This window comes from Planosporangium mesophilum (genome assembly GCF_016863255.1).
Classification (GTDB): Bacteria; Actinomycetota; Actinomycetes; order Mycobacteriales; family Micromonosporaceae; genus Planosporangium; species Planosporangium mesophilum.
The window spans coordinates 145496-158807 of sequence record NZ_BOON01000024.1; the positions used below are offsets into that span (position 1 = coordinate 145496).

Here is a 13312-nt window from a genome sequence, read left to right on the forward strand (position 1 = left end):
GAAGTGATGTCAGTGATCGCGGGTGCGTGCGGTGTGCCGGAGCCGAGCGGACGGGGGCGGCGCCCGTCCACGTCGGATCGGTCGCACCGGCACGGGTACGGCCGCGCGGCGTTGCCGTGCGACCGCGCCGATCAGCATCAGTGCGAGGACGACGAGCCCGGTGACCGGCAGTGCGTCCGGTAGCTGCGCGATCGGCCGCGAGGTCGGGAAGGCGGCTGAGATGCGTGCCTGCGCGACGGTGACCGTCGCGGCGGCGGGGTGCGCGTGCCGCATCGCACGAAGCTGGGACGGCAGCGGCGCGTACTGCGACACCCATACGGCGGCGGTCGCGGCCACTGCCGCGGCGAGGATGCCCGCCGCTGCGAGCCGCTTTCCAGCCATGCCCATCATCATGAGGTCGCCGGCTGAGAGCTTGCTGTGGTCGTGGCTGTGAACTTGCTGAGGGTTCGGGAGCGTCCGCCGCGCTCGACAGTGGTCAGGTCCGGCGGGCGACCAGGTCCCAGTACTCGTTCGGGAGCTGGTCGGTGACGTCGAAGAATTCCTCACGCACCGTCTGGCGCAGCGTGTTGAAGACGGCTCGCGTGTACTCGCGCGCCCGCGCCGGGGGAAGCCCAGGCGTGTCCGGAGGGATGCCGAGGCGCTCGGCGATCCGGTTGAGGAACTCGTCCGCCGACAGGCTGCGGGTCCGGTCGTTCGCGGCGAACGCGCCGCGTTTGAGCGCCGTGTGCAGCCCGACCGGCAACTGGGTCAGCAGGTCGTCGACCTCGCCGGGGCCGATGCGCTCGCCGAGCGTCTGGAGGACGACGTCGGTGATCCGGCGGGCGGTGTCGGTGTCCACGCCGGCGCGCGCCGAGACGCCGCCCAGGAACGCGCTCAGCGAGGCGGCTCCGCCGGCCGTCGGCCCCTTGGGCAGCAGCGGCACGTAGTCGTTGGAGAGTCGGCTCACCATGTGGGCGTACGCGTCATCGGTCAGTGCCCGGCCGAGCGCCATGAGGACCGCGCGGGCATGCCGCTCGGCGGTCGCGGTGTCCGTACGCTCGCGCTCGGCGATCCGGCGCAGGAACTCGGTGACCTCGAAGCCCTGCGCGGCACCCTCCGAGAACAGCCAGCCGCCCAGCGCCGGCGGCAACTGGGGGACGAGCTGCCGGCACACGTCGCGGCCGAGGTGCTCGCCGAGGGTGGCGAGGGTTGCCTGGGCCGCCCGCTCCGCGGTCTCCCGATCGGTGCCGATGGTCTGTTCGACCAGTGAGATGAAGTCGTCGTAATCCACTGTGCTGCGGTCCGCTCGGTTACGGGACGTCTGTCCTTACGGGATATCGGCGTGGACCAGAGGCGTGTCGACCAGGTGTTCGGCGAGGAACCACGCCTGTAGCTCGCCGGTCCGGATCACGCCCGACACCAACAGGTCGTTGGTGCCGTCGTCGCCCAGCTCGGCCACCCGGGCCGCGGCGTCGTGCGCCTCCTTCAGGATGATCTCGTGGGCCTCCAGTAGGCGGGACAGCATCGCCGGTACCTCCTCCGCGCCGTCCGGGGCCCGCGGGATCCGGGTGATCTCCGTCGCCTTGCGCGGGTCGCCGACGGCGACCCCGCCCAGCGTCTGTACCCGTTCGGCCAGCTCGTCCACGAGCTCACGCTGCTTGCCGGCGTGCTTGTCGAGCAGGAGGTGCAGTTGGTAGAACGTGACGCCACGTACCAGCCAGTGATGCTTCTTGTACAAGGCGTACAGAATCTGGCTGTCCGCCAGGATCCGGTTCAGCACCTCGCAGGACTGCCTGCGAGTCTCGCTCGGTAACGCGACCGGGAACTGCCGCACGGTACCGAACGCCTGGATCTCCCGTCCGTCTACGTGGAGCCAGGGCTGGCTCCGGATCTCCGTGGCGGTCATGCACGTTGCACTGCCCGAATCCGGGCGCCCCTAACCTGTCCCCGAGTGGGTGGGAACGGGGTCGGGAGGGTAGGGCCTGGGGATGGCAACCCGGCCCAAGGTGCGAATATCGCGGGCCCTCGGTATCCCGCTCACGCCCAAAGCGACCCGCTACTTCGAACGCCGTCCGTACCCGCCCGGGGTACACGGACGACGGCGTCGTAACCCCAGTGACTACCGGCTGCGGCTGCTGCAGAAGCAGCGGCTGCGCCACCAGTACGACATCCGCGAGCGGCAACTACGGCGGATCCTGCACGAGGCGATGCGCCGGCCCGGCAAGACCGGCGAGAACCTGATCGAGTTGCTGGAGCGCAGGCTCGATTCGGTCGTGCTGCGCTCGGGCTTCGCCCGTACGATCTACCAGGCCCGGCAGATGGTCACGCACGGGCACATCGCCGTCGACGGCCAGCGGGTCACCGCACCGTCGTACCGGGTGGCGCCGGGCCAGACCGTTGAGGTGCGCCAGGCCAGCCGCGACAAGGCACCGTTTCAGCTCGCCGCGGCGGGGGCACACGCGCCCGCAGCGGTACCGCCGTACCTCGAGGTCCAACTGCCGGAGTTGCGTACCACCCTCACCCGCGATCCGCAGCGCACGGAGATCCCCGTCGTCTGCGACGAGACGATGGTGGTCGAGTACTACTCGCGCTGAGTCCGCGTCTACCGCTGGGGGTGCGGTATCCGCTCCGACCGGGTGTGTACCGGGTTGAACAGGTCGTCGGGCTGACCGGCGTCGACCGGCTGGAAGACGTAGCGGACGAAGTCCCAGCCGGCCTCGTTGTTGAGGCTGCCCTGCCACTGGCCGAGAGCGTCGATGCCGACGACCTGCCGCTGGCCGGTGGCGTCGTCCTCCACTACCGCCCACACCGTCAGCGGCGACGTCCGGGTGGTCTCGGGGGCCAGTCGCCAGCGCGCGTACCAGCCCGGCTGGGCCGGCTCAATCTCCATGATCTTCTTCATGGCTGCTCTTCCTTCCGCCGGCTGTCGTACACATCTGGCTGCCCCGGTGTGCGATCACTAATCCTTGACGACCAAGCCCCCGGGGCGGGGCCGGAGCCCCGGGGCTCGGGCAGGCCGAGGCATGAAGCGCACGGCGAGGGGTAGGGCCGCCCAGTGCGGGAATCGCACCAGCAACGGTGGCCCCGGTGGCAGGACGGGGACAGTGATGGCGGTGACGCGTAACGGGCACGGGAACGGATCTCTCGGCGCCGGCCGGTACGACTACGCCGACATCGACGACCACACCGACATCCAGGTCGCGACAGCAGCATCGCCGGTCGCACGGCCGCCGATCGAACAACCGCGCCGATCGAACAACCGCGCCGATCGAACAACCGCATAGCAAGGCAAGCACAGGAGGGACGAGTCGAGATGGCCGGTACCACTGGGTATCACTCGTTCGACACGACCGTTGACAAGACCAATCGGCTTCTCAAGGAGATCGAGCAGGAGTACGGGTGGCCCAAGGACCGCCGCAACCAGTCATATGCCGCGCTCCGCGGAGTCCTGCACGCCCTTCGCGACCGCATGACGGTCGAGGAGGCCGCACAGTTCGCGGCGCAGCTACCGATGCTGGTCCGGGGCCTGTACTACGAGGGCTGGGACCCCTCGCACGTGCCCGTGCGGATGGGGCGGGACGAGTTCCTGGGCCGGGTCCGGCAGGAGTTCCCGTACGAGGTGAAGGGCGGCATCCAGCCACTGTGCTCCACGGTGCTGCGGGCCTTGAAGCTCTACGGCACCGAGGGGGAGTGGGCGGACATCAGGGCGAGCATGCCCAAGGAGCTCGCCACGGTGGTCCCGTAGCTGACCCGGTGCCGTAGCCGACATCCACCGCGCGGCCGTGCCGGCCACCCGTGCCGCTCTCGTACGCTGGCGCGGTGATCAGTACATGCTTGAGTGACGGCCGCGCCGAGATCGAGTCGGGCGTCGACGGCCTGCGGGCGGCCGTGGGCGTCGACGGCGTGGCCGTCCTGACGATCGACCGGCCGGAAAAGCGCAACGCCGTGACGCTGGCGATGTGGCGCGCCCTGCCGGGCCTGCTCGGCGGGCTGGCCCACGATCCTCGGGTACGGGTACTGATGCTGACCGGGTCGGGCGGCACCTTCTCGGCCGGGGCGGACATCGCCGAGCTGCTGCACGTGTACGGCGATCCGGAGCGCGCGGACGCGTACCACGCGACGAACGTCGCCGCCGAGGAGGCCCTCGCCGCGTTCCCCCGGCCGACGATCGCGGCCATCGCCGGGGCGTGCGTCGGGGGCGGATGCCAGCTCGCCGTCGCCTGCGACCTGCGCCTCGCGGACTCCGGGGCCCGGCTCGGGATCACGCCGGCGAAGCTGGGCGTGGTGTACCCGGCGGTGCCGGCCGCCCGGCTGGTACGGCTGGTCGGGCCGGCGCGGGCGAAGTATCTGCTGTTCTCCGCCGACCTCGTCAGCGCCGACCGGGCCGCCCAGTTCGGCCTGGTCGACGAGGTGGTGGCCGACGGCGGGCTGGCCGAGCGGGCGCTCGCGTTCGCGCGGACCATCGCCGGGCGCTCGCCGCAGACGCTCGGTGCGGTCAAGGACGTGGTGAACGCGGTGGCCGCCGGTGCCGATCCGCAGGCCGCGATCGAGCCCTGGGAGCGCAGGTCGCGGTACTCCCCGGACGTACGGGAGGGGCTGGCCGCCTTCGTGGAGCGGCGCCAGCCGGTGTTCCCGCCCTTGGGCTGAGATCTGCCCGATGCCCGATGCCCGATGCCCGATGCCCGATGCCCGTCGCTCAGGCGGCCGGCGCCGTCGCGATCTGAAACCCACCCTTGCCGCGGACCTTGGCCGCGTACATCGCCTCGTCGGCCCGCTGCAGCAGGGCGCCGGCGTCGTCTCCGTTCTCGGCCCGAGCCGACGCGACGCCCACACTGGCCCCGACCCGGACTTCGGTCCCGGCCACCCGGCACGGCGCGTCGATCGCCCGTACGATGCGCGCGGCCGTCGCGGAGAGCCCGTCGGGCGATGCCTGCTCGAGCAGGACCGCGAACTCGTCGCCGCCGAGCCGGGCCACCACGTCGGTCGACCGTACGCAGCCGCGTAACCGCGCCGCGACCTCGACCAGGACGGCGTCGCCGGCCGCATGCCCGAAGCGGTCGTTGACCGGTTTGAAATCGTCGAGGTCCACGAGCAGGACGGAGATCTCGCCGTCCCGGCGGACCCGCTCCATGGCCTCACCGAGCCGGTCGAGGAACATCGCCCGGTTCGCCAGGCCGGTCAGGCTGTCGGAGAACGCGATCTCGCGCAGCCGCGTCGCCAGGGCGTCGCGCTCCGCCAGCAGGTCCGCGTTGTCGGCGAACGCGACGAGCTGACGGGCCATCACGAGGCCGTTGCAGATGATCGCGCCGGCCAGCGCGATCCATGCCCGCAGGTCGAGCCCGTTGACGGCCAGAGTGACGGCCAGCAGTCCGTACGTGGCGGCGACGGCGAAGTACGGCAGGCGACTGTACGGCCGCTTGCGCGCGCCGCGCCGCATGCCGGGGCCGAGCAGGTACCGCTGGTGCTGCACCCAGGCGACCGTCAGCAGCAGCGCGTGGGCGACGAGCGCCGACGCGAAGATCCATCGTGCCTGGTCGGCGCGGGCCAGCGCGGGGCCGACCGCCCTGGCGACGCCCTCGACGACCGCCGCGATCGGTGCCATCACCCCGACATGCCAGCTGAACGGGGAAGTACCGCTCATGAACAGCCTGCCGACCGCGAACGCCGCCAGCATGGCGGTCATCGGGCCGACGGCCACGGCGCCGAGTTCGTGGATCAGGTTGCCCCGATCGAGCTGGACACCGGACATGGTCAGGTAGAGACCGTAGGTTCCGGCCGCCATGATCAGGATCGCGAGGTCGAGCCAGTAGCAGATGCGCTCGCGGGCCGACCGGCGCGGAATCGGGTACGTGAGCACCGCGGCGCTCAACATGACGCAACCGGCCGCGAGCGCGACGGTCCGGGCCAACCCGGTCCCGGTCTGGGCTGCGGCCGAGGTGGGGTCGACCGCGACGGCGAACACCTGGGCCCACTCGCCGGCGGCCCACACCGCGCCGGCGAGGCCGAAAGCCGTCCAGAACCGCCGCGCGGGGTCGGCGCGGTCCATGAGTCGGCTCGTCCGGTAGGCGTAGTAGGCCATCAGGGAGGCACAGACGGCGACGGCGAGCCAGGCGCTGGCGACCTGGAAGGTCGCTCCGCCGAGATCGAGTAGGTAGCTGCTGACCAGACCGCCTGTCACCACCGCGAGACAGGTCAGGAATGGGTCCCGATTCCCGAGCCTGCTCATACTCCTCCAATGACACGACGCATGCGCGTCAATGTGGACAGTTACGATCCCAGGCGTCTCTTCGGCCCGTACCGTCCGGTGCTGAGGGGTTTTGGCCGGTTGGTAGGCCGACCGTCGTCAGGCGGACTCGCGCACGACCAGTTCGGTGGGGAGCAGCGTGGCCCGCTCGATCGTCTCCCCGCCGGCGAGCCGCAGCAGCTGGCGGGCCATCGTACGGCCGATGTCCATGATCGGCTGGCGGACCGTGGTCAGCGGCGGCTCGGTGTAGCGGGCGATCTCGGTGTCGTCGAAGCCGACCACCGCCACGTCGTCGGGTACCCGCCGGCCGGCCTGGCGCAGCGCCCGCATCGCCCCCTCCGCCATCAGATCGGAGGCGACGAAGACCGCGTCCAGGGACGGGTCGTCGGCGAGTAGTTGGCGCATGGCCTCGGTACCCGATTCGCGGGTGAAGTCGCCGATGGCGATGATCGAGCGGCGGTCGGAGTCCCGCAGCTCCGCGCGGTACCCGCTGAGCCGGTCGACCCCGCCGACCATGTCCTGCGGTCCGGCGATGGTGGCGATGCGCCGCCGGCCGGAGCCGACGAGGTGGCGTACCGCGAGCCGGGCACCGTCGGCGTTGGCGACGTCCACGTACGGCACGGTCGTTCCGCCCAGGGGCCGGCCGTTGACCACCACCGGGATGCCCCGCCGGGCGAGCGTGCCGGGCAGCGGGTCGGCGCCGTGCATGGAGGCGACCATGACGCCGTCGACGTGGCCGCCGATCGCGTACTGCTCCACCCGGTCGTGGCTCGCCGCGGAGTTGACCATCATCAGGACGAGCTGCTTGCCGGCGGCGTCGAGCACCTGGCTCACGCCCTGCACGATGGTGGGGAAGAACGGGTCGTCGGAGAAGACCCGGCCGGCGGACTCGGTCAGTACCAGGGCGATCGAGTCGGTGCGCTGGGTGACCAGGCTGCGGGCCGCCTGGTTGGGCACGTACCCGAGGTCGGAGACGGCGCGCAGGACCGCCTCGCGGATGTGCGGTGCGACGGTCGGGGAGCCGTTCACGACCCGGGAGGCCGTCGCCCGCGACACCCCGGCCCGGCTGGCAACGCTCTCCAGGGTCGGCCGCTCGCGGCCGGGCGCCCCAAGGCTCATGCTGTCCTCCCGCTCAGCGATGGCTGCTCCCTCCATCGTGCCGTGCCGGACGCCCGACGGCGGCCCCCGGCCGGTCGGGCGCGCCCGGCACCGCTCTCCGCGCTGCGGAGTGGGTACGTTCGGGATTATTCTCTAGAAAATCATGCGGGGGACGGTGAAGCGTTGAGCGCGCAGGCGTCCGTGGCCGGCTCGTCGGAGGCGATCGAGCGGCTTGAGTTCCCACCCGGCTTCCTCTGGGGCGCGGCGACGGCCGCGTACCAGATCGAGGGCGCGGCGACGGAGGACGGGCGTACCCCGTCGATCTGGGACACCTTCTCGGCCACGCCGGGTAAGGTCCTGAACGGGGACACCGGTGCGGTGGCGGCCGACCACTACCACCGGCACGCCCAGGACATCGTCATCATGCGAGCGCTGGGCCTGAACGCCTACCGCTTCTCGATCAGCTGGCCACGGGTACGGCCGGCCGGCAGCGGCCCGGTCAACCCCGCCGGCATGGGCTTCTACGACCGGCTCGTGGACGACCTGCTCGGCGCCGGGATCAAACCGGTCGCCACCCTGTACCACTGGGACCTGCCGCAGGAGCTGGAGGACGGCGGCGGCTGGCCCAACCGGGACACCGCGTACCGGTTCGCCGACTACGCCGCGCTGGTCGCCCGCCACCTCGGCGACCGGGTCACGCTCTGGGCCACGCTCAACGAGCCGTGGTGCTCGGCGTTTCTCGGGTACGCCTCCGGCGAGCACGCTCCGGGGCGTACCGAGCCGGCCGCCGCCCTGGCCGCCGCCCACCACCTGCTGCTGGGGCACGGCCTCGGGGTACGGGCGCTGCGGGAGGGCGGGCTGCGCCCCGACGCCCAGGTGTCCTTGGTGATCAACCCGACCGCGGTACGCCCGGTCAGTACGGGGGCGGACGACGTCGACGCGGCCCGCCGCATCGACGGTCTGATGAACCGGATCTGGCTCGACCCGGTGCTGCGCGGGGAGTACCCGGCCGACGTGCGGGCCGACACCGCGCACCTGACCGACTGGGGCTTCGTGCGGGACGGGGATCTGGGGATCATCGCCACGCCGATCGACCTGCTGGGCGTCAACTACTACCAGCCGATGGTGGTCGGCGCCGGTGAGGCGCCCGGACCGGTCCCGGTCGGCTCACCCGAGGCGGTGCGTCCGGCGTCGGCGTGGCCGGGCAGCGAGCACGTGCGCTTCCACCAGGCGCCGGGTCCACTCACCGACATGGGCTGGTCGGTCGACGCGACCGGGCTGCGCGAGCTGCTGGGGCGGATCCGGGCCGACTACGGCGATGTCCCGATCGTCATCACCGAGAACGGCGCGGCCTACCCGGACGAGCCGGACCCGACCGGTGAGGTACATGACCCGGACCGGGTGGCGTACCTGCGCGAGCACCTCACCGCCGCGCACGAGTCGCTGCGCGACGGCGTGGACCTGCGGGGCTACTTCGTCTGGTCGCTGCTGGACAACTTCGAGTGGGCGTGGGGGTACTCGAAGCGGTTCGGGATCGTCCACGTCGACTACGCCACCCAGCGGCGCACCCTCAAGGACAGCGCGTACTGGTACCGCGACGTGATCGCGAACGGCGGGGTACCGGTTAACCTGTCGGCATGACGAAAGTCGCCGGCATCGATTCCTCCACCCAGTCGACCAAGATCGTGGTCTGTGACGCCGACACCGGGAAGGTCGTCGGCGAGGCCAGCGCGCCCCACCCGGACGGGACCGAGGTACACCCGGACGCCTGGTGGGAGGCCTTCTCGGCGGCGAGCGCGGGCGGGCTGCTCGACGACGTCGCCGCGATCGGTGTCGGCGCCCAGCAGCACGGCCTCGTCGCCCTGGACGAGGCAGGGGAGGTCGTGCGGCCCGCGCTGCTGTGGAACGACACCCGCTCGGCGGCCGCCGGCGAGGAGCTCATCCGTGACCTCGGTGGACCGGCGGCGTGGGCGGAGGCGGTCGGCTCGGTACCGGTCGCCAGCTTCACCGTCACGAAGCTGCGCTGGCTTGCCGAGCACGAGCCGGACCTGGCCGCGCGGGTCACCGACGTGATGCTGCCCCACGACTGGCTGACCTGGCGGCTGCTGGCGCCGGGGTCGACCCCGGCCACCGACCGGGGCGACGCCTCCGGCACCGGGTACTGGTCGCCCGCGACGGGCGAGTACCGCGAGGACATCCTGGAGCGGGCGTTCGGCCGGGTGCCGCGGCTGCCCCGGGTGCTGGGCCCGGCCGAGGCGGCCGGCGAGACCCGGACCGGGGTGCTGCTGTCCGCCGGTACCGGTGACAACATGGCGGCCGCCCTCGGCCTGGACGCCCGCCCCGGCGACGTCGTCGTATCCCTGGGTACCAGTGGGACCGCGTTCGCCGTACACGGCGCGCCGGTCGCCGACGCCTCCGGTACGGTCGCCGGCTTCGCCGACGCCACCGGCGGGTACCTGCCGCTGGTCTGCACACTCAACGCGGCGCGGGTGCTCACCGCGACGGCGGCGATGCTCGACACCGACCTGGCCGGGCTGGACCGGCTGGCGCTCGAAGCCCCGGCCGGTGCCGACGGGCTGGTCCTGCTGCCGTACCTGGAGGGGGAGCGTACGCCCAACCTGCCGGACGCCACCGGTACCCTCGCCGGGCTCCGACGGACCAACATGACGCCGGCGAACCTGGCCCGCGCGGCGGTCGAAGGCATGCTGTGCGGCCTGGCCGACGGACTGGCGGCGCTGCGCGTGTTCGGCGTCGAGGTGCGCCGGGTCCTGCTGATCGGTGGGGCGTCGCGCTCCCGCGCAGTGCGCGCCATCGCGCCGACCGTGTTCGGCGCGCCGGTCGTGGTACCCGAGCCGGGCGAGTACGTGGCGCTCGGCGCCGCCCGGCAGGCGGCGTGGGCGCTGTCCGGGAGCGCCGAGCCGCCGACCTGGCGCGCGGACGAGTCCAGCGCTGAGGAGTCCGCTGTGGAGTTCGGGCAGGACGACGCGGAGGCGGGGGAGCGGGTCCGGATCGCGTACGCGGCGACGCGAGCGGCCATGTACGGCGGCTGATCCGCCCATGCGCCGCGAGAGGGGCGCAGCGCAAGGGATCAGTCCGGGAGGTCGCGCCGGGAGAGCCGTACCTCCTCGGCGTCGAGCTGCGCCTGGATCTGCCGGAGCGCGGTGTCGTCGATGCGCTCCTCATCGCGCAGCCGCACGATGGTCTGCCGCTTGCGGTCGAGCAGTCCGAGACGTAGGGACCGGAAATCAGACTCGGCCCGGCGGCCCGGGTTGGGATCGGCCTCGTCGCCGTGTGCGCGCAGCACCTTGAGATGCTTCTCGTACTCGGCGCGCATCCGGTCCACGACCCGCGGGTCGATGCCGCGGTCGGCGGCGATCTTGCCCATCGCGGCGAGGGCCTCCTCGGTGGCCACGGTCTCGGCCAGGTGGCGCTCCTCCTCGACGCTGGTGTCGGCCACCAACCGGGTCCAGCGCACCACGAGCGGCAACGCCGGGCCCTGCAGCAGGAGGCTGACCACGATGACTCCGGCCGTCACAAAAATGATCTCGTCTCGGGCCGGGAACGGCGCGCCGGAGGCCACCCGCTCGGGTACGGCGAGGGCAGCGGCCAGTGACACCGCACCGCGGAAGCCCGACATGGAGCCGATCAGCCAGTCGCCGGCGTAGATCTCCCGCGCGGGCCGCCCGGTGAGCCGGTCCAGCCATCGCTGGAGGTGTCCCGAGACGAGCAGGCACGCGACTCGGACCCCGAGGATCACCGCCGAGACGGCGGCCACGGCGGTGACGGCACTGCGCAGGTGGACGCTCGTGAGGTCCCGCAGCACGGTCGGCAGTTGCAGCCCCACGAGGACGAACAGGGTGGCGTTGAGCGCGAAGCTCGACAGTCTCCAGAACGCGAACGACTGCACGCGGGTGTCGGCGCGGACGACCAGAGGACCGATCCGGCTGAGGACGAGTCCGCAGACGACGACGGCGAGCACTCCGGAAGCGTGGACCAGTTCGGCCAGCAGGAAGGCGGTGAACGGGGTCAGCAGGCTGACGGTGTTCTCCAGCAGTGGGGCGTCGAGCAGGCGGCGCACCCGCAGCGACAGCCAGGCGGTGACCAACCCGGCTGCCGCGCCTCCCGCGTACGACAGCAGGAACAGCCCCAGCACATGGACCGGGCGCAGCCGCTGCTCGCTGACGGTGGCCGAGACCGCGATGCCGTAGATGACCAGCGCGGTGCCGTCGTTGATCAGGCTCTCCGCGCTGAGGATGTGCATCAGCCGCCGGGGAAGATTCCGGGCGAGCGCGGCGACGGCGGCGGCGTCCGTGGGTGCTACCGCGCCGCCGAGTACCCAGGCGGGCCGCCACGGTAGGCCGAGGGCGTGGGCGACCGCCGCCACGGCGGCGGCGGTCGCGACGACCAGGCCGATGGTGACCAGCGCGACGAGGACCAGGTTGCTGCGGATCTCGCGGAGCGATGTGGTCAGGCTCTCCCAGTACAGCAGCGCCGGCAGGAACAGCAGCAGCACCACCACCGGCGGCAGGCTGATGGCGTGGAGCGCGGGCACGAACCCCAGCAGCACACCGGAGAGCAGCCAGAACACCGGAGCGGGAACGCCAAGCCGGTGCGCGGCCATCCCGCCCAGCAGCACGGCGACCCCGAGGACGACGACGAGTTCAAGACCGAGCACGACGTTCCTCCGAAGCGCGACCCAGGCCGGCGCTTGCCGATCTCCAGGCCCGTACGGCCGGTGAGCCCTCGCCCGGCCCGGCGTGACCGGGCACGCCTACGATCTCGGCGAGACGTCCGCGTGGCGGCGCCGGACGTGTCGAACGTCATGGCGATAGGGGCGCCAACTGGTGGGGTGGGCCGCCGGATACTCGGGTCATTGACCACGAGCCGGCGAACGCACGGTGACCGCCTCGGTCCCGTCGTTCGAAGCCCGGGCCGGCCTTGCCGGCCGAGGCTGTCTCACACCATCGGTGATGATCACGCGTACACGACCCACATTTTGGACGAGTCAGATCACCAGCACCGTCAAGGTCGCTTTGTCTTCGTCCGAGCCGCCCCGACACGTCGCTGTTTTCCCTGCGTAACCGGTTGTCGAAGCCACCCGGCACCCTCGGGTCGGTCATACCCAGCACCAGACCGCCAACCGCATGCCGGCCTGTTATCTGGCACGGGCCGGTGGCCCCGCCGGGAACAGGCCTGCTGGCAGACCCTGCCGGTTCATCCGCGCGGGGTAGTTTCGGTCGATGGGATCCGGTGGCGCCAGGTGCGCCTCTCGGTCTCGCATCCCGGCCTGCGGGGACGGACGCTTCGGGTGAAGATCGATCGGCTGACCGCTGCGGGCAAGACCAGCTTCGGTCATGAGCAACGCCTTCGACTCGCCGGCCGCCGCGAGGCTCTTGCTCGAACCGGCCGGCGGCGGCTCCGGTGACTGCGTGCTGTGCAGCATCGACCGCTTACTCAGGCGGACCACTCCGACTCGGAGCGACCACGGATGCCAGGCGCGGCGGCAGCGCCGGCCTGGCATCCGTGGTTCACAGTCGTGACGCTCCGTTTGCTGTCCACAAAGGATCGCGGCCGATGAAGCCCAGCAGTCCGGTCTGCGGGTCCGCGTCGCCGGGCACCTCGACCCTGGCGCCGTACTGTCCCGAGGAGCGGATGATTTGTTCCAGGGGCTCCATCCCGGACAACAGCCGGCGGCAGAAGTCGGGGTCCAGCCGGTCGTCCTGGCCAGTCGCACGGGCCAGATCCCAGGTGTGCATGAACAGGTCCGAGGTGTAGAACTGGTCGATCGCGCGGTCGAGCGGCAGCGTGCCGATATGGGGATTGGTCAGGGTCTGATCCGCGGTCGCCGGGTCGTCCAGTACGGGCTTGCACGGCGTCGCAGTGGACCTGCCAGGCGGTGACCGGGTCCTCGTCCACGGGCGGTCCGCTGGGCAGTTCGACAGCCGCGCCGGCGGAGAGGAACGCGGGCAGCCACGTGGTCAGATGCCGTAC

13 protein-coding genes and 1 pseudogene are annotated in these 13312 nt (G+C 71.8%); 6 read left to right on the forward strand and 8 right to left on the reverse strand.

What is annotated here, in order from left to right; translation table 11 throughout:
- Positions 1–9: 9 nt before the first annotated feature.
- From Pme01_RS13430 to Pme01_RS13440, 3 genes are all read right to left on the reverse strand, one after another.
- Complete coding sequence (locus Pme01_RS13430) at positions 10–381, reverse strand: hypothetical protein (protein WP_168115725.1); 372 nt, start codon at positions 379–381, stop codon at positions 10–12.
- 94 nt (positions 382–475) lie between these two features.
- Positions 476–1270 carry a DUF2267 domain-containing protein gene (locus Pme01_RS13435; protein WP_168115726.1) on the reverse strand — a complete coding sequence of 265 codons (795 nt, stop codon included), beginning with the start codon at positions 1268–1270 and terminating at the stop codon, positions 476–478.
- Positions 1271–1306: 36 nt separating this feature from the next.
- Complete coding sequence (locus tag Pme01_RS13440) at positions 1307–1885, reverse strand: Dps family protein (protein WP_168115727.1); 579 nt, start codon at positions 1883–1885, stop codon at positions 1307–1309.
- 82 nt (positions 1886–1967) lie between these two features.
- On the opposite strand from Pme01_RS13440, the gene rpsD reads away from it, so the two are divergent.
- The gene (gene rpsD / locus Pme01_RS13445; protein WP_168115728.1) at positions 1968–2573 is read left to right on the forward strand and encodes a 30S ribosomal protein S4; all 606 of its coding nucleotides are present in this window, start codon (positions 1968–1970) and stop codon (positions 2571–2573) included.
- Positions 2574–2581: 8 nt separating this feature from the next.
- Here the strand turns inward: rpsD and Pme01_RS13450 are convergent, their stop codons facing one another.
- Complete coding sequence (locus Pme01_RS13450; RefSeq protein WP_168115729.1) at positions 2582–2881, reverse strand: hypothetical protein; 300 nt, start codon at positions 2879–2881, stop codon at positions 2582–2584.
- Positions 2882–3292: 411 nt separating this feature from the next.
- On the opposite strand from Pme01_RS13450, the gene Pme01_RS13455 reads away from it, so the two are divergent.
- The gene (locus Pme01_RS13455; RefSeq protein WP_168115730.1) at positions 3293–3724 is read left to right on the forward strand and encodes a DUF2267 domain-containing protein; all 432 of its coding nucleotides are present in this window, start codon (positions 3293–3295) and stop codon (positions 3722–3724) included.
- A 131-nt stretch (positions 3725–3855) separates the two neighbouring features.
- Positions 3856–4626, forward strand: coding sequence for an enoyl-CoA hydratase/isomerase family protein (locus Pme01_RS13460; RefSeq protein ID WP_203935606.1), 771 nt, complete (start codon positions 3856–3858; stop codon positions 4624–4626).
- A gap of 49 nt (positions 4627–4675) precedes the next feature.
- On the opposite strand, the gene Pme01_RS31470 is transcribed toward Pme01_RS13460, so the two are convergent.
- Entirely contained in the window at positions 4676–6160 is a 1485-nt protein-coding gene (locus tag Pme01_RS31470) for a GGDEF domain-containing protein (RefSeq protein WP_168115731.1), read from the reverse strand.
- Positions 6161–6322: 162 nt separating this feature from the next.
- Positions 6323–7342 (reverse strand): LacI family DNA-binding transcriptional regulator, encoded by a 1020-nt coding sequence (locus tag Pme01_RS13470; protein WP_203935599.1) that lies wholly within the window; start codon positions 7340–7342, stop codon positions 6323–6325.
- A 162-nt stretch (positions 7343–7504) separates the two neighbouring features.
- Between Pme01_RS13470 and Pme01_RS13475 the strand changes: the two genes are divergently transcribed.
- Together Pme01_RS13475 and xylB are read left to right on the forward strand one after the other, a co-directional pair.
- A complete protein-coding gene (locus Pme01_RS13475) occupies positions 7505–8962 on the forward strand; it encodes a GH1 family beta-glucosidase (RefSeq protein WP_205864118.1) in 1458 nt (485 codons plus the stop codon).
- Positions 8959–10371, forward strand: coding sequence for a xylulokinase (xylB, locus tag Pme01_RS13480; RefSeq protein ID WP_168115733.1), 1413 nt, complete (start codon positions 8959–8961; stop codon positions 10369–10371). The genes Pme01_RS13475 and xylB overlap by 4 nt, the downstream gene beginning before the upstream one ends.
- A 38-nt stretch (positions 10372–10409) precedes the next feature.
- Here xylB and Pme01_RS13485 read toward each other — a convergent pair whose 3' ends face one another.
- On the reverse strand, positions 10410–11996 hold the full coding sequence (locus Pme01_RS13485) for a Na+/H+ antiporter (RefSeq protein ID WP_168115734.1): 1587 nt from the start codon (positions 11994–11996) through the stop codon (positions 10410–10412).
- Positions 11997–12597: 601 nt separating this feature from the next.
- Here Pme01_RS13485 and Pme01_RS31640 point away from each other — a divergent pair.
- Positions 12598–12783: pseudogene (locus tag Pme01_RS31640) on the forward strand (uridine kinase); the annotation flags it as partial.
- A 66-nt stretch (positions 12784–12849) separates the two neighbouring features.
- On the opposite strand, the gene Pme01_RS30935 reads toward Pme01_RS31640, so the two are convergent.
- Positions 12850–13077: a DinB family protein gene (locus tag Pme01_RS30935; protein ID WP_239088207.1), complete on the reverse strand. Its 228-nt coding sequence runs from the start codon at positions 13075–13077 to the stop codon at positions 12850–12852.
- Positions 13078–13312 lie beyond the last annotated feature (235 nt).